Here is a 14,645-nt window from a genome sequence, read left to right as displayed (position 1 = left end):
GCGGTCTTCACGCTGATCGGCTTCCTGGCCCGGATTTACATCCGTCGGCCTCGCAAGGATCGGCCACGGCCTGCGTTGCTCGCTCGATGTGTGCGCCCGGGCAGTCATCACCTCGTGCGTCGCGATTTTTCCGGCTGCGGGCGCTCTCGCTCACCAGCGCGCTGGTGATCGCCAGCGTCGGTGCCGGGCTCGGCTGCGCGAGCGGGCCCAACCTGTCCGACGAGTACGGCCAGACCGCCCGCGAGAACTACGAGCTCGCCGTGGCCGAGTTTGGCGACAAGGACTGGGAAGAGGCGATCGCCTACGCCGACTTCGTGCGGATCCGGTTCCCGTTCTCACGCTACGCCGTCGAGGCCGAGCTGCTGATCGCCCGCGCCGAGTTCGAGCTCAAGAACTACGTCACCTCGCAGGACGCGTTCCGCCAATTCCTGCGCCTGCACCCCACGCACAAGCACGTGCGCAACGGCTGGGTCGCGTACATGGCGGCCGTGGGCGCGTACATGGCGGCGCCCAGCAGCGTCCCATTCTTGCCGCCGCACTTTCAGCGAGATCAGTCGCTGCTGCGCGAGACCGTGATCGAGCTCGACTACTTCTTCGATCATCACGCCGGCTCGCAGATGGAGCCGCTCGCCCGCAAGCTCGAGGCCGAGGTCCAGCGTCGGTTGCTCGAGCACGAGCTCTACGTCGCCCGCTTCCACCTCGACTCGGATCGCCCCGAGGCCGCGATCATGCGGCTCGAGTCCGCCCACGACCGCTTCCCTGGGATCGGTCTGGACGCCGAGGTGCTGTTCTTGCTCGGGATCACGTACCTGCGCATCGAAGAGATCGAGCTTGCGCGGGAGATCTTCAGCGAGCTGCAGATGCAGCACCCCGACCACCACCACGGCCAGCAGGCCCGGCTGTACTTGAAGTACATGACGGATCGCTACGGCGCGCCCGATCCCAACCGCCCGCGCCCAGATCGCTCGCCCCCGGTCCCGCAGACCCCGCCGCAAGCCAAGCCCGACGAGTTCAAGGACTGGCGCTGGCGCAGTGAGCAGCGCCGGCTCAAACGCGAGGGCGAAGCGCCCGCTCCCGCCGCGCCCAAGACCGACGGCACGGCGACGCCCGAACCAGCAGCGAAGCCGCCCAAGGCCAAAGCTGGCAAGTCGGAGTCGCCGGAGTCGAAGTCGCCGGAGTCGAAGTCGCCGGAGTCACCGGAGTCGGAGTCGGAGTCGCCGGAGTCGTCCCCTGCGGCAGAGCCGGAGGCCGAGGCCAAGCCGCCCGCGGCAGAGCCGGAGGCCGAGGCCGACCCCGAGGCCGAGCAGCCACCGACGCAGCCCGGCCAGTAGCGCGAGAGCGGCTCACCGCGGGCAGCAAAGTTGTACTCCGGCGCGTGGGAGTACACTGGACGCAGGCCATCATGGAGTCCGAGATCCGAGTCCACATCAACGCCGGTCGTGAGCACTACCTCGCGGCGGAGTACCAAAAAGCCCTCCCGCATCTCACAAAGGTCCTCGAGCACCACGACGACTTCGCCGACATCCACAACATGCTCGGCATCTGCCTGCAGCATCTGAGTCGGACCGACGAAGCCCGCCTGAATTTCGAGCGCGCGCTCGAGCTCAACCCCGCGTACACCGAGGCCGCCCTGAACCTCGCGGTCTGCTACAACGAGCTGGGCCGCTACGACGACGCCAAGGCCGTGTACGAGCGGGCCGCCGAGGGCCGCGAGAGCCGGGCGACGGCCGTCGACAACCTCGATGGGTACGTGCGCGGCAAGCTCGCAAACTTGCACCGCGAGCTTGGGCTCGCGTACGAGGGGGTCGGCATGCTCGCGCAGGCGGTCGAGCAATTTCGCTGTGCGCTGCAGCTGTGCCCGACCTTCGTCGACATCCGCACCAAGCTCGCGACCACGCTGCGCGACGCCGGTCACATCGACGAGGCGATCGACGAGCTGATCGGGGTCCGCGACGCCAAGCCGGAGTACCTCGCGGCGCGCCTGCACCTGGGCGTGACGTTCTGGTCGGCCAAGCGCAAGGACGAGGCCCGGGCCGAGTGGAAGGCCGTCCTCGAGTTCGAGCCCGACAACGCCCGGGCCCAGATGTACCTGCGCATGGCCGGCGAAGGCTCGACATGACCCCGGAGGGCGACCGTTGGGCGCACGACTGCTCCCCGAGCAACTGTCTTCAGCTCGGGCGAGGGCTTCTCGCCCGCTCGCGGACGCCTTCGCGGACTGGTTCACTGTGGCCAGCGAACTGATCCAGGCCGTGAGCGATCCGCCGCGGGAGTGCGCGGATCTGCCTGATATTGGCGGCGCAACGCGGCTGCGGGCCGAGGACTTCGAGGTCGAGGAGCTCCCAGCGTACGAGGCCGACGGATCCCCGGGGCACTTGCTGGTGTGGATGCGCAAGCGCGCGTTCACGACCGAAGATGCGATCCGCGAGGTCAGCCGGCAGCTTGGGATCCCGCGCCAGGAGATCGGCCTGGCAGGGCTCAAAGATCGCAACGCCGTGACCCGCCAGCAGATCAGCCTGCCCTACACGCGGCCAGAGGGGGCGGCCGCGTACCTCGCTCGGTTCGAGCATGGTGCGATCGAGCTGAGCGATCCTCGCCCGCACTCGCACAAGCTGCGCCGCGGTCACCTGCACGGCAATCGGTTCTGTGTGGTCGTTCGCAACCTGCCGGCCGCGTTCACGCTTGGCCAGACCCAGGCTCGCGCGCAGCTGTCCCTGGATCGGCTCGCCGCCAACGGCCTGCGCAACTACTACGGTGAGCAGCGGTTTGGCAAAGACCTGCGCAACCTCGAGCCCGGTCTGGCCACGCTCGCGGGCAAGCGGCGCCGGCAAAAGAAGGGGGACCTGGTCCTGAGCGCAGGCCAGTCGGCGCTGTTCAACCTGTACCTCGCGACCCGCGCCGAGCGTGGCCTGTGCCGCAGCGTGTTGGCCGGCGACATCCTGCAAAAGCGGGACAGCGGCGGCATGTTCGAGTGCGAGGATCCTGCCGCAGATCAAGCCCGGCTCGACGCGGGCGAGCTCGTCATCACCGGGCCCATGTTCGGCAGCAAGATGCGATCCCCCACACCCGGTACCCCGGCTCACGCGCTCGAGCAGGCGTTGCTCGCCAGCGTTGGGCTGAGTCCGGCGAAGCTGGCGAGGCTGGGTCGCAGCGCCCCGGGCACGCGACGGCGGCTGTTGGTCTGGCCTGGGCAACTCGAGCTCGCGCCCGCGCCCGCGATCTCGTCGGCGACCGCCCCGGAGCTGAGCCCCGGCCTCGCGCTGCGGTTCTCGCTCCCGCCCGGCAGCTACGCGACGGTGTTGTTGCGCGAGCTGTGTGGTTGACCAGTCCTGGTCAGCGCGGACCAGTCCAGCCATGAAAGCAATCGCGTGTGGCGGGCGGCAAGAGGCACGCGCCGTGCGCCAGCTGATCGCGCACACTAGAGCCCTTGGGCAGCGAACTCTCCAGGCGCAAAGTGGCCCAGACCCGTGGCAAATGCCGGTTTGGGGTGGCAAGCCTGGTCTCGCAACGATGTTTCGGCTACCTTTCGCGCGTTTGCGGCTCTCGGAGCCCCGGGGTCCGTCGCCACCCGTGATATCCGTTGCTGGGCATCACTTCGCCTGACCTCGCCTCATCGTTCAGCGACCCCAGACAAGCCCATGGATCTGCAAGAAGCCTTCCTTCAACTCGCGCTGCTTGGTGCTAACTGGGTACTTTGGGTCTTGGTCGCGCTGAGCGTGGCCAGCGTGGCGATCGTAATCGAGCGCTGGCTGTTCTTCCGCGGCGTCGCAGGACGCGACAGCGCGCTGCTCGAGCCGGTGTCTGAAAAGCTCGGCAAGGACGACATCGAGGGGGCCGCCGAGGTCGTCAAGAATGTCCCGTCCCCGGGTGGGCGCATGCTCGTCGCAATGTTCAAGGTCGCCGATCGTGGGCCCGCGTCGGCCCGCGCCGTGGCCGAGGGCAACCGCGCACAAGAGAAGCTCCGGCTCGAGAAGCACCTTGGCTTCTTGGGCACCGTTGGCTCAAACGCCCCGTTCATCGGCTTGTTCGGCACCGTGCTCGAGATCTTGCGGGTGTTCCACTTGCTCGGTGAGCAAGGCGTGACAACCGGCGAGGACGCCAGCGGGATCATGAACGGCATCTCCGAGGCCCTGGTCGCCACCGCGATCGGCCTGCTCGTCGCGATCCCGGCCGTGATCGCCTACAACGCGTTTCAGCGGCGCGTGAAGCAGGTCCTGTCCGAGGCCGACGCGCTCACGGGCATGGTCGTCTCCCAGCTCGCCGAGCGCAGCGAGAAGGCGAAGTAAGCCATGGCAGCGGGCGGACTCGACGACGACGAAGAGATCACGGGCATCAACATCACCCCGATGGTCGACATCATGTTGGTGTTGTTGGTGATCTTCATGGTCACAACCACCACGATCAACAAGATCGAGGGCATGGAGGTCGACAAGCCCGACGCGAGCTCGGGCAAGAACATCGAAGAGCTGCCCCAGAGCATCGTGCTGATGTGCCGCGGCCAAGATGGCGGGGGCGAATTCGCGATCGACGGGCAACCGGTCGAGGGCACCCAAGCCCAGATCGACCAGGCGATGGCCCTCGAGATCGCGGCCCGGGTCAGCCAAAACCCCGAGCTGCAGGGGATCGTGCAGTGCGACACCAAAGCCCAGGTTGGCGCCATGGTCCACCTGATTGATCTACTGCGTGAAAACGGCGTCACGAAGTACGCCATTGCGACAGAGCAGCCGCCCGCGGTCAAAGGCTGAGTCACGCCAATGGGTCTGTCCTGTCTCCAGCTAGTCGCGCTCGTCGAGGGTCCGGTGCTGGGATTGGGGGCGGGCCCGGAGTCGGTCGGGTTCGACGCAACGACCGGCATCTTGGTGGTTCTGGCCGCGATCGCCGGCTACCTCGTCTACGAGTTCATCCGCGACAACCGGGGCCGATCGGGCATCGCGCTGGGCGGCGCCGTCGCGGGTCACGGGTTGTTGCTGCTGTTCTTGTCCCTGGATATCGCCGGCCGGGTTGGCTGCGGGGTCCAGGATGACGGGCTCGCGCTGATCGAGTTCGAGGTCGCCGAGGTCGAGAAGCCCAAGCCCGAAGAGAAGCCGCCCGAGCCCGAGCCCGAGCCCGAGCCCGAGGTCGAGCCCGAACCACAAGAGCAGCCCAAAGAGGTCAAGCCCAAAGAGGTCACCCCACCCAAGCCCAAGCCCAAGAAGGCGCCCGAGAAGCAGCAAGAGCCCGTCAATCAAGATCCCGCGCCGCCCAAGCGCTGGGATCTCTCGGCGGCCAACGGCAATGGGCTGGTGGTCGTCCCGACCGGGAGCGGCGGCGAATATGGGGGCACCGGCAAGCCGGACAGCAAGGGCAAGGGGCCGGGCAAGCCCGCCGGCGATCCCAAGGGCGATGAAAAGGGCACCGCCGCCGCCTGGCAGCCGCGCAGCGAGCTGTTCGTCAAGGAGCTGCCCAAGCCGGTCAAGGTGCCCAAGATCGAGTGCCCCGCGACCGCGTCGCTCGGGGTCCAAGGTGACGTCATCCTCAAGGTGCAGGTCGGGCGCGACGGCAAGATCCGCGGGGTCAAGGTGATCACGGGGATCGGACAAGGCTGCGATCAGATCGCCGTCAAGGCGCTCAAGCAGGCCCGCTTCAAGGCGGCGATCGGGACCAACGGCCAGCCGGTGGACTTCGAGCTGCGCTACGAGTACGCGTTCACGGTCAACGACTGAAGTGGCTGCGCGAGTGCATGAAGGGCGATCCCGGTCGCGCGGGCTCGCAGCGTTCTTGGCTGCGATGCTGTGTGGGTCAACGGCCGTCGCTGGCCCGCCCACCGCCGCCGCGCCGCCAACGGCCCCGAGCGAGCTGATCCCGCCCAAGCTCGTCGTTGGCGTGGGCGAGCAGGCCTTCGAGTATCCGCCCGCGCTGCTCGAGCGCGAGCAGCCGCCAGCTGGGCAGATCACGCTGGAGTACGTGGTCGGGATCGACGGCGTCCCAATCGAGATCACCGTGCTCGAGAGCCCCGATCCCGCGCTGGATCCGGTTGCGATCAACATCGTCGCCAAGCTTCGCTATGAGCCCGCCAGCTACGAAGGCGAGCGGGTCGAGGTCAAGCTCTCGCTGGCGTTCGTGGTCGAGCCGCCGCGTCCGCCCGAGCCACAGGCGCCCACGCAGTCCAACCCCAACACCGAAGCGGAGACCCAGACCCCCCAGGGCGATGACCCCGAGGCGCCCGTGCGCGTGTTGGGGCGCGTGCGCGAGGCTGGCTACCGCACGCCGATCGAGGGCGCCTCCGTGTTGGTGATCCCCGCTGGCGAGCTCCCGGTGGGTGAGATCCGCGGCACGCTCTACGAAGATCCGGCCGAGCCCGCGTGGACCGTGCAGACCCAGACCGACGCCAGCGGCAACTACGAGCTGCGCGGCGTGCCCGAGGGCAAGGTTCGCTTGATCGTCTTGGCCTCTGGCTACGCCCGCAGCGATCGCGTGGTCGAGCTGAAGCCCGACAAGCAGCTCGAGATCAACGTGTGGCCCCGGCGCGAGGCGCAAAACCCCTATCGCACCGAGGTCGTCGTTGACCGCGAGGCGATGCCCGAGGTCGTCGAGCGCACCCTCGAGCTCGAGGAGATCGCGAAGCTCCCAGGCTCGCAGGGCGACGCGCTCAAGGCCGTGCTCAACTTCCCCGGGGTCGCGCGTGCCCCGTTTGGCTCGGGCTTGTTGGCGATCCGCGGGGCCGCGCCCGAGGACTCCGCGGTGTTCCTGGGCTACCACGAGATCCCGCTGCTGTTTCACTTTGGCGGGCTGCGCAGCGTGTTCGCCTCGGAGATCCTCGCGCAGATCGACTTCATCCCGGGCAACTTCGACAGCCGCTACGGCGACGCGATCGGGGGCATCGTGAACGTGCAGCCCCGGGCCGGCCGCCGCGACGGCTACCACGGCTACGTAGATGTCAACGCCTTCGATGCTGGCGTGCTGGCCGAGGGTCCGATCGGCAAGGGCAGCTTCGCGCTCGCGGCCCGGCGCAGCTACATCGACTTCGTGCTGAGCCAGGCGCTGCCGGCCGACGCGGGCATCAACTTCAGCGTCGCGCCGCGCTACTGGGACTACCAGATGCTGTTCGACTACCCGGTCTCGGGCGGCGAGCTCAGCGTCCGCGCGTTTGGTAGCTCGGACCAGCTGAAGCTCGCGTTCAGCGGGCCCAACGACGATCCCGAGGCGACCGAAGACGTCCGCAACCAAGTCGAGACCTCGCAGTACTTCTCGCGGCTCGACCTGGTCTATCGCAAGCAGCTCGGGCCCTGGGAGTTTCTGGTCACGCCCTCGTTTCGGGCCGGGCTGACCGAGATCGGTGTGGGCGGCGTGTTCGATCTAGACGTGCGCACCAAGGACATCAGCGGCCGCGCCGAGCTCAGCCGACAGATCTCCAAGAACCTGCGCTGGCGGATCGGCACCGACGTCAACACGACCTTGTACGACATCGACGTGACCGCGCCGCCGGCCACGGGGGTCGGCGGCGGGCCGGGCTTTAGCAGCGCCAACTCGCTGGTCCGCCGGGTCTCGGGGTTGACCTTTCGCGGGGCCCTGTACTCGACCGTGACCCTCGCGCTCACCGACAGGTTCGTGCTGTACCCGGGCGTTCGCGCCGAGTGGTTCGCCGCGGTCAATCGCGCCGGTGTGGATCCGCGCCTGCGCGGGGTCTGGAAGCTGACCGACACGACCGCGCTCAAGGCCGCGGTCGGCCTCTACAGCCAGGGCATCCAGCAGCCCGTGCAGCTCGACGAGTTGTTTGGCAACCCGCGCCTGGGCCTTCAAAAGTCCGTGCACAGCAGCTTGGCGGTCGCCCAGGAGCTGCCGTGGGAGAGCTTCATCGAGCTCACTGGCTTCTACAAGGAGCTGTGGGACCTGGTCTCGCCGTCGGCGGAGCTGGTGTCGCGCAGCACCGGCGAGCTTGGCCCCGAGCAGTACGCCAACACTGGCGTCGGTCGGATCTACGGACTCGAGCTGCTGCTGCGCAAGAGCCTGACCGACAACTTGTTTGGCTGGGTGTCGTACACGCTCTCGCGCAGCACCAGGATCGACGCGCCGGGCCAGCAGCGAAAGCTGTTCGACTTTGACCAGACCCACATCCTCACGGTGATCGGCAGCTACAAATTTCCGCGTGGCTGGCAGTTTGGCGCCCGCTTTCGGCTGGTCTCGGGCAACCCCTACACCGCGGTCAACGACGGCGTGTTCGACGCGCAGGCCGGCATCTACACGCCGATCACCGGCCCGGTCAACGGCGATCGGCTGCCGACCTTCCATCAGCTGGATTTGCGCCTCGACAAGACCTGGGTGCTGCCTGCGCTGCAGATGAGCGTCTACGCCGACGTCCAGAACGTCTACAACAAGCAAAACCCCGAGTTCATCAACTACGCCTACGACTATCAGAGCTTCTCTACGGTGAACTCTCTGCCTATCATTCCTTCGATCGGCTTCCGCGTGGAGCTGTGAGCGTCATGTCTGCCTCTGGTTCCCACTCCGTCTCGCTCGCTGCGCTCGCCGTGCTGGGCTGCTGCGTCAGCTTTGTCGCCACTGGCTGCGCCCAAGATCTGCCCGACGCGCGGGTGATCATCAGCCACCGGGTGCTTGCGATCCAGACGGCCGTCACCGCTTCGCCGTTCCCGGATCAGGCGCCCGACCCCGACCGACCCAAGGCCCAGGCGCTGCCCTTCGAGACCGTCACGATCACGCCCTACATCGTCAACGAGCTGGGGATCGTGGACCCGGACAGCCTCGACGTGGTGTGGCTGGCCTGCGAGCTGACCCCGGGGCTGGGGCTGTTCGCGTGCATCTCGGCGGCCACGCCAGTGGCGCTAGAGGACATTCCAGACTGCACGGCCCCCAGCTTTGACGCGCTGACGGGTGACGAGCTGCCCGAGCTGGTCAGCCCGTGCGTGATCGGCCGCGAAGGCACGCCCGAGTACGTGGCGCCGCTGTCGGCCAACGTGTTTGTGAGCGGCGCGATCGAGCTGACGATGATCGCCGGGGTCCCCGGCGGGACCTCGACCGACACCTGCGCCGCCGAGCTGCTGCGGGGCGAGTACGACCTGCCCAACGACTGTCTGTATGCGGTCCAGCGCTTGAACATTGGGCCGGTCGAGCTGCTGCTCTCGCTCGCGGCAAGCTTTGGTCTGGAGATCCCCGGCTTCGAGGTGCCCGACCCCGAAGACATCCCCGAGCCCGACCACAACCCGCGCATTTCTCAGGTGCGCGTGGGGGTGATCAACGACGAAGGCGAGCAGGTCGGCAACGCGCAGATCGTTCCATTTGGCGGGGTGGTCTCGGCCCCGCGCGAGGTCAGGCTGCAGGTCGAGGTCGACTCCCCCGAGGAAGACCTGCAGACCTTCGTGATCCCGGTCAACAACGGCGAGAGCTACGAAGAGCGCGACGAGGCGTACCAGGGCGACTGGTACCGGACGTGGGGCGAGCTGTTGTCGGGGACCAGCGATGATCCGATGAGCTACAACCAGTGGGTCCTGACGCAGGGCGAGCAAGACGAGACCGAGGCGCCCGTGGATGGCCGGGCTCGCATGTATTACGTGGTCCGCGATGGGCGGCAGGGCGTGAACTGGTTTTGGTTTGAAGTAGAAGTGACGGAGCCTGAACCGGCGCCGTAGAGACCGGCCTGGGCTCGCAGGGGTCGAAGACCTTGGTGAGCGCTCACGTGCTGGGCTCACCTGTCTGCGCTCGCCGACCCAAGACGAGCGCGATCAGGGCAGGGAGCAGCATCATGTAGAACGCCCACACCAAGATCACCGCGTCCACGGTTGGGTCGTCGGCGAAGAAGCTGGCCGAGAGCAACAGCGCAACCGACAGGTTTCGAACGGTCGTCACGAACCCAACCGCCAAATTCGTGGGTCGCAGCCCCGGCCACGCGAACGCGGCGGCGATCGGGGCCAACACCAGGGCGCAGGTCAGAGCGTGCACGCTTGGCGGCTGCTCGAGCAAGATGTGCCCGCGGGTCACGAGCATCCCGATGATCACCGCGAACAGCAGCAGGTTGGCGAGCATGCCGACCGGCTTTGACAGGCGCTTCGCCAGGGCTTCGCTCCTCGCGCGAACCACCATGCCCGCGCACAGCGGCAGCAGCTGGTACAGCGCGAGGGTGCGCATCATTGGCCACACCAGCGCGCTGCCAGCTTGCTGCGACGCGTCAGCGAAGAGCTCGAGGCTCAGCGGGGCGGTCAACAGCGCGACGAAGCACAGACACACCTGCAGCGAAGTTGCGAACCCCAAGTCAGCGCGGGCGATGCGGGTGAACAGCGGCCCCGTCGGCCCGCCTGGCGCGACGGCGCAGATCAACAACCCAACGCTGGCGCCGGCCCCGAGCCCCAGCAGCCCCGTCAGGCCAGACACCACGAGCGGGGTCACGAGCAGGTTGAGGGCGAGCCCGACCGCCAAGAACCCGCGCTTGCGCAGGCCCGCGCGGAGCTCGGCGAGCGGGAGCTCGAGACCGACCGCGATCATCATCGCTACCACGAGCAGCTTGATGGCGAGGTCCTGCAGCATGTCAGCGCTCGTAGTCGACGCCGTGGGCCGCGAGGGCCTCGAAGCCCGTCGCGCATGCGCGCTGCAGTTCATCACGTTGGGCGGGGGGCAGCGAGCGCCAGTCTGAGCGCCCCTGCCCGACCATGCCCGCGGCCCGATCGACCCAGGCTGGGTTGGGCGCGCCGAGGCCCACAAATGCCTCGAGCCGGGTGATCGCTGCGGCCGGCGAGTCGAGGAGATCTTCGTAGCGCACGGTCAAGGTTCGGTCGCGGGGGAGCTGGGCGACGCCGTCACGGATCTCACCGGACCAATAGTGGCCGCACAGTGAAGGGGCCAGATCGTAGCTCCAGAACGCCTCACGGGTGAAGTGCTCGGGTAGCAAGGCGGCGAGATCGTCGGGCAGGTCGTCGATCTCGCTGCGATCGGGATCCTCGAAGGGATCGACGCCAAGCAGCTCGAGCAGCGAGAAGCAGATCAACGCCATCCGAAACCCCACGTGTTGGCTCATGGAGATCGCCGTGTTGCGACCGTCACGTACCACGTGGATGAAGCGGGCCTCGGGAAAGGTCTCGACCAAGCGCGCAACGATGCGCAAGGTCCCACCCGAGCGCTCGACCCACGTCCGCCGCCCAAATTGATCTTGCAGGCTGCGAAACAGGGCTCGGTAGTGATCACCGATCAGCGCGGGGGGCCGTGGCGAGAGCGCGACCTCGAGCGCGTCGAACAACGGCTCGGGCTGATCATCGAGGTGCGGCAGGGTCGTCAGCAACAGCGCCGGCACGCCTCGCGCGAGCATGTCGTCGCTGCCAGTTGGCGGAAACAGCACCTCTGGCATGCGCAGGCCGTGGCGCAGCAGCAAATTTTGTCGCGGGTGCCGACCCCCGACGACCTGCCAGAACTCGGCGCCGGTGATCGGCTGCGCGGGGAATGCCTGGGGGATCCGGCCGCCGAGATCGGTCGCGAACGAGAACAGCTCGGACACACTCAGCAGCTCGGGGTGGGCCCGAAACATGTGTGACAACAGGGTTGAGCCGCAGCGCCCGGTCCCGACCACGATCACGGGCCGCGGCTCGCCGCTGCTCACCGCGTCACCGGCATCGGCTTGCGATGGGTCAGCACGCCGTCGACATACCAACGACAGAACTCAGCCAGCTTGGCGGGGTCAATCTCGAACTCCAGGCTTGGCGACGCGGGCAGGTGACGATTGATCTGCTCGCGCGAGAACTGCTTGGGCCCGACGAGGTAGGCGCTATAGAAGTCCACGCGACTGTTGAATTTTTCGTCGAGCCACGTGAACGATTCGCGGCTGTCGACGATGATCGGCGGCCGCATGCCGACCGAGCCGAAGATGACCTCGAGGGCGGGGATCGACGCCGGCGCGTGGGTTGCCGTGAGGTGGTAGTAGCCCGGCCCGGCGTTGGCCCGCGCGAGCGCGACAGCGTCGAGCGCGACGTGATCGACGGGGATCAAATTCAGCGTGCCCTTGGGGTCGACGATCATCCGCACCTCGATGCGATCGCCGAGCTCCCGCTGGGTCCGCTCCATCAGCCGCCGGAACTTGTGGATTCCGCGCAGGAACCCGTAGAGCCCGTTGTAGTTGAGCGCGGCGTGGGTCTGCGAGTGACCGATGACGATGCCAGGCCTGAGCACGCGCACCCGCGGAAGCTTGGCCTGGGTGATCACAGCTTCAGCCGCGATCTTGCTGCGCTCGTAGTGATTGTTGGTCTGCGCGAGGTCTGAATCGACAGCGCGCTCCTCGATCACGCCCGCGCGCGTACCGGCGACGTAGGCGGTGCTGACCATGTTGAGGGTCTCAACCTTGGCAGCGACGGCGAGCTGGGCGACGTGGCGGCTGCCGTTGACGTTGGTACGAAAGATCTGTTGTTCGAAGCGATCGAGGAACTGCAACGAAGCGGCGCAGTGCCACAGCTCGGCCCCAGCCCACTCCGGGCTGGGCGCGATGCCGCAGCTGGGCTCGCAGACATCGGCCGCCACGGCCTCGCAGCGCGACGCGATGTCTCCATCCAGGCTCGATCCGTAGCCGTACAAGCGGGCGGCGTGCTCCAGCGTCTGCTGCAGTCGCGGCCAGGCGCCGAGCTTGCCGGGGCGGGTGAGACCAACCACATGGGCGTCGGTCGAGCGCAGCAACTCGAGGATCACCGCAGAGCCGACGAATCCCGTGCCGCCGGTGACGATGTGCAGCCCCATGGCCGCGGATCTTAGCTGGTTTGCGCCGGGGTGAGTACTGGGCGAGCTCAATCGGTCCCGTTGGGTAGATCGGGATCTGTGCTGCCATCGGGCGCGTACGCGTGATTATGTTGATCGATCGTGCCCTCGATCCCCAAGTGGATCACCCGCGACCCGGTTTGGTTGACCGGGTGGGTCGAGCGGCCGATGATGATCCCGTCTTCGGGTGCGCGGTACTCCTCGATCAGATCACCGTAGATGTCGCGCACGCAGGCAACCACCTCGCCCTTGCGGATCCGGGCTGCGAGCTGCGGGTAGACCTCGAGCACGCCGCCGACCTCGGTGTACATCCAGTAGGAGCTGACGCAGACCACGGGCTCGCCGGGGTGCTGATGCTCGCTGTCTTCGATCATCTTCAGGCGTGAGAGCACGTTGAGGACCCCGGTCGCGCCGTCGTCGACCATGTCAGACTGAAATGCGTTGGGGTTGCCAACTTCGACGGTGATCGACTTCACGCCGCGATCCATGGCCGCGCCGCGCAAGGTCCCGTCGGCGCCCTTGTTGTGCAATACAATCTGCGGTTGCTGGCACAGGGCCATCCACGCGGTGTCGGGGTTGGTCATGTCCGCGCGCACGTAGAGCGTGTTGATCCGCCCGAAGCTGGCGGTGTGCAGATCGATCATGTAGTCGAAGTGCGAGACGATGCGCTCCATGAACCTGTGCGCGTAGACCTGCGAGTTGGTCCCGCCGCGCTTGCCTGGCATCACCCGGTTGAGATCATAGCCGTCGTTGAAGTGGCGGGTGTTGTTGAGATAGCCCGGCACGTTGACGACCGGCACGCAGATCACCGTGCCCCGGATCCGCGAGGGCTTGACGTGCGCGATCACCTTTTGGATCACGCGCATGCCGTTGAGCTCGTTGCCGTGGATCGCCGCGGTCAAGCCCATGACCGGGCCAGGCTCGACCCCGCGCAGGATCACGACCGGAAGGCTGATCAGGCCGCCGATCCCATTCCCGACCATTGACACGCGCAGCTTGGTCGTCGAGCCCGGCTCGAATTCCGCGAGATCGAAGGACTCGACGATCTGGACGTGGTGCTGGCGATGGGTCGAGACTTTCATTGGTGATCGGTGAGTAGCGCTGGGTTGGCGTCGCTGTCAGCAACAATCTCCAGATCGAGCGCGCGGGCCCGCATTCGCCCTTCGGCGAGCACGCCGCGGCGCTGCACGCCGATTTTTCGGGGATCCTGCGCGTTCATGGCAGGGTAGGCGGGTGTACGCCCCTGGTGAGAGCCCCTTTCACGTGCGCGGGTCGACCTACCTGGGGATCCGCGAGCACGTCAAAGCCACGCTGCCGGGCGGCATGGAGGCGGTGTGCGAGGCGATGCCCGCGGGTCCGCACCGCAGCTTCGTCGAGCAGCGCTTCACGGCGGATGGCTGGTACGACGCGCTGACGATCCGGCCGCTGACCGAGATCATCGCCAAGCTCGAGCAGCGCAGCTGGGAGCAGTCGCTGCGGGCGCGCGCGCAGGACCTCGCGCGCCGCGAGGGCGGCGTGCTCGGACGCGTGCGCATGATGGCCTCTTCGCCCGAGAAGGTCGCCGAGAAGCTGCAACTCGCGGCGCTCGAGCGCTTCGACTTTGGTCGCGCGGAGATCGTCGAGACCGCGCGGGGCTTGTCCAAGGCCGCCTACCACGAGGTGCCACAGCCGCTCGGCGCGTGGCTGGTCGCGTGCTTGGACGGTCACGCAGGCGTGCTGATCAGCAACGCAGGCGGCAAGCAACCCAAGCTCACCAGTCGGCTGATCCCCCAAGGTCGGCGCGGCGAGATGGGCTTGGTCGATGTTCGCGTGGACATGTCCTGGTCGCGCTGAGCACTGCGTGCCGGTTTGTCTGCGCCGGTCTGTGCGGGGTCTCCGGCTGTCATCGTTGTGTCGTACCCTGCGGCGCGGCCTACTTCGCGAGCCGC

General features: G+C 67.4%; 14 protein-coding genes. 9 read left to right on the top strand and 5 right to left on the bottom strand.

The features are described from left to right. Positions 1–164 precede the first annotated feature (164 nt). From DB30_RS07810 to DB30_RS07775, 8 genes are all read left to right on the top strand, one after another. Positions 165–1,331 carry an outer membrane protein assembly factor BamD gene (locus DB30_RS07810; protein ID WP_052547398.1) on the top strand — a complete coding sequence of 389 codons (1,167 nt, stop codon included), beginning with the start codon at positions 165–167 and terminating at the stop codon, positions 1,329–1,331. 44 nt (positions 1,332–1,375) lie between these two features. After that, positions 1,376–2,119 (top strand): tetratricopeptide repeat protein, encoded by a 744-nt coding sequence (locus DB30_RS07805; RefSeq protein WP_165703667.1) that lies wholly within the window; start codon positions 1,376–1,378, stop codon positions 2,117–2,119. A 106-nt stretch (positions 2,120–2,225) separates the two neighbouring features. After that, a complete protein-coding gene (truD, locus tag DB30_RS07800) occupies positions 2,226–3,320 on the top strand; it encodes a tRNA pseudouridine(13) synthase TruD (RefSeq protein WP_052547394.1) in 1,095 nt (364 codons plus the stop codon). 315 nt (positions 3,321–3,635) lie between these two features. Continuing rightward, positions 3,636–4,283: a MotA/TolQ/ExbB proton channel family protein gene (locus tag DB30_RS07795; RefSeq protein WP_052547393.1), complete on the top strand. Its 648-nt coding sequence runs from the start codon at positions 3,636–3,638 to the stop codon at positions 4,281–4,283. A 3-nt stretch (positions 4,284–4,286) separates the two neighbouring features. Continuing rightward, positions 4,287–4,742: an ExbD/TolR family protein gene (locus DB30_RS07790; protein ID WP_052547390.1), complete on the top strand. Its 456-nt coding sequence runs from the start codon at positions 4,287–4,289 to the stop codon at positions 4,740–4,742. A gap of 9 nt (positions 4,743–4,751) precedes the next feature. Continuing rightward, complete coding sequence (locus DB30_RS07785; protein ID WP_052547388.1) at positions 4,752–5,699, top strand: energy transducer TonB; 948 nt, start codon at positions 4,752–4,754, stop codon at positions 5,697–5,699. A 13-nt stretch (positions 5,700–5,712) separates the two neighbouring features. Next, positions 5,713–8,454 (top strand): carboxypeptidase regulatory-like domain-containing protein, encoded by a 2,742-nt coding sequence (locus DB30_RS07780; RefSeq protein WP_240480187.1) that lies wholly within the window; start codon positions 5,713–5,715, stop codon positions 8,452–8,454. A gap of 5 nt (positions 8,455–8,459) precedes the next feature. After that, positions 8,460–9,620 carry a hypothetical protein gene (locus DB30_RS07775; protein ID WP_146658256.1) on the top strand — a complete coding sequence of 387 codons (1,161 nt, stop codon included), beginning with the start codon at positions 8,460–8,462 and terminating at the stop codon, positions 9,618–9,620. A 43-nt stretch (positions 9,621–9,663) separates the two neighbouring features. Here the strand turns inward: DB30_RS07775 and DB30_RS07770 are convergent, their stop codons facing one another. Genes DB30_RS07770 through DB30_RS07750 form a run of 5 tightly spaced genes read right to left on the bottom strand, consistent with a single transcriptional unit; the run spans position 9,664 to position 13,936 of the window. Further along, positions 9,664–10,512 carry a bile acid:sodium symporter family protein gene (locus tag DB30_RS07770; RefSeq protein ID WP_052547381.1) on the bottom strand — a complete coding sequence of 283 codons (849 nt, stop codon included), beginning with the start codon at positions 10,510–10,512 and terminating at the stop codon, positions 9,664–9,666. A gap of 1 nt (position 10,513) precedes the next feature. Continuing rightward, entirely contained in the window at positions 10,514–11,575 is a 1,062-nt protein-coding gene (locus DB30_RS07765; RefSeq protein WP_052547379.1) for a sulfotransferase family protein, read from the bottom strand. Beyond that, positions 11,572–12,750, bottom strand: a complete 1,179-nt coding sequence (locus DB30_RS07760; protein WP_146658253.1) for an SDR family oxidoreductase — start codon at positions 12,748–12,750, stop codon at positions 11,572–11,574. Before DB30_RS07760 ends, DB30_RS07765 begins: the two co-directional genes overlap by 4 nt. Then, positions 12,747–13,799, bottom strand: a complete 1,053-nt coding sequence (locus DB30_RS07755; RefSeq protein WP_146658252.1) for a succinylglutamate desuccinylase/aspartoacylase family protein — start codon at positions 13,797–13,799, stop codon at positions 12,747–12,749. The genes DB30_RS07760 and DB30_RS07755 overlap by 4 nt, the downstream gene beginning before the upstream one ends. After that, a complete protein-coding gene (locus DB30_RS07750) occupies positions 13,796–13,936 on the bottom strand; it encodes a hypothetical protein (RefSeq protein WP_153258253.1) in 141 nt (46 codons plus the stop codon). The genes DB30_RS07755 and DB30_RS07750 overlap by 4 nt, the downstream gene beginning before the upstream one ends. 14 nt (positions 13,937–13,950) lie before the next feature. On the opposite strand from DB30_RS07750, the gene DB30_RS07745 reads away from it, so the two are divergent. Beyond that, a complete protein-coding gene (locus DB30_RS07745) occupies positions 13,951–14,550 on the top strand; it encodes a hypothetical protein (RefSeq protein WP_052547376.1) in 600 nt (199 codons plus the stop codon). The last annotated feature ends 95 nt before the right edge of the window (positions 14,551–14,645 follow it).

This window comes from Enhygromyxa salina (assembly GCF_000737335.2).
Lineage (GTDB): Bacteria > Myxococcota_A > Polyangia > Nannocystales > Nannocystaceae > Plesiocystis > Plesiocystis salina_C.
The sequence above is the reverse complement of the archived record's forward strand: the minus strand, read 5'-3'. Positions and strand labels throughout refer to the sequence as shown.

Bases quoted from the DNA above. Each gene is read 5' to 3' on its own strand.
- DB30_RS07790 (WP_052547390.1), top strand. From the start codon at position 4,287: ATGGCAGCGGGCGGACTCGACGACGACGAAGAGATCACGGGCATCAAC.
- DB30_RS07795 (WP_052547393.1), top strand. From the start codon at position 3,636: ATGGATCTGCAAGAAGCCTTCCTTCAACTCGCGCTGCTTGGTGCTAAC.
- DB30_RS07770 (WP_052547381.1), bottom strand. From the start codon at position 10,512: ATGCTGCAGGACCTCGCCATCAAGCTGCTCGTGGTAGCGATGATGATC.
- DB30_RS07785 (WP_052547388.1), top strand. From the start codon at position 4,752: ATGGGTCTGTCCTGTCTCCAGCTAGTCGCGCTCGTCGAGGGTCCGGTG.
- DB30_RS07775 (WP_146658256.1), top strand. From the start codon at position 8,460: ATGTCTGCCTCTGGTTCCCACTCCGTCTCGCTCGCTGCGCTCGCCGTG.
- DB30_RS07755 (WP_146658252.1), bottom strand. From the start codon at position 13,799: ATGAAAGTCTCGACCCATCGCCAGCACCACGTCCAGATCGTCGAGTCC.
- DB30_RS07750 (WP_153258253.1), bottom strand. From the start codon at position 13,936: ATGAACGCGCAGGATCCCCGAAAAATCGGCGTGCAGCGCCGCGGCGTG.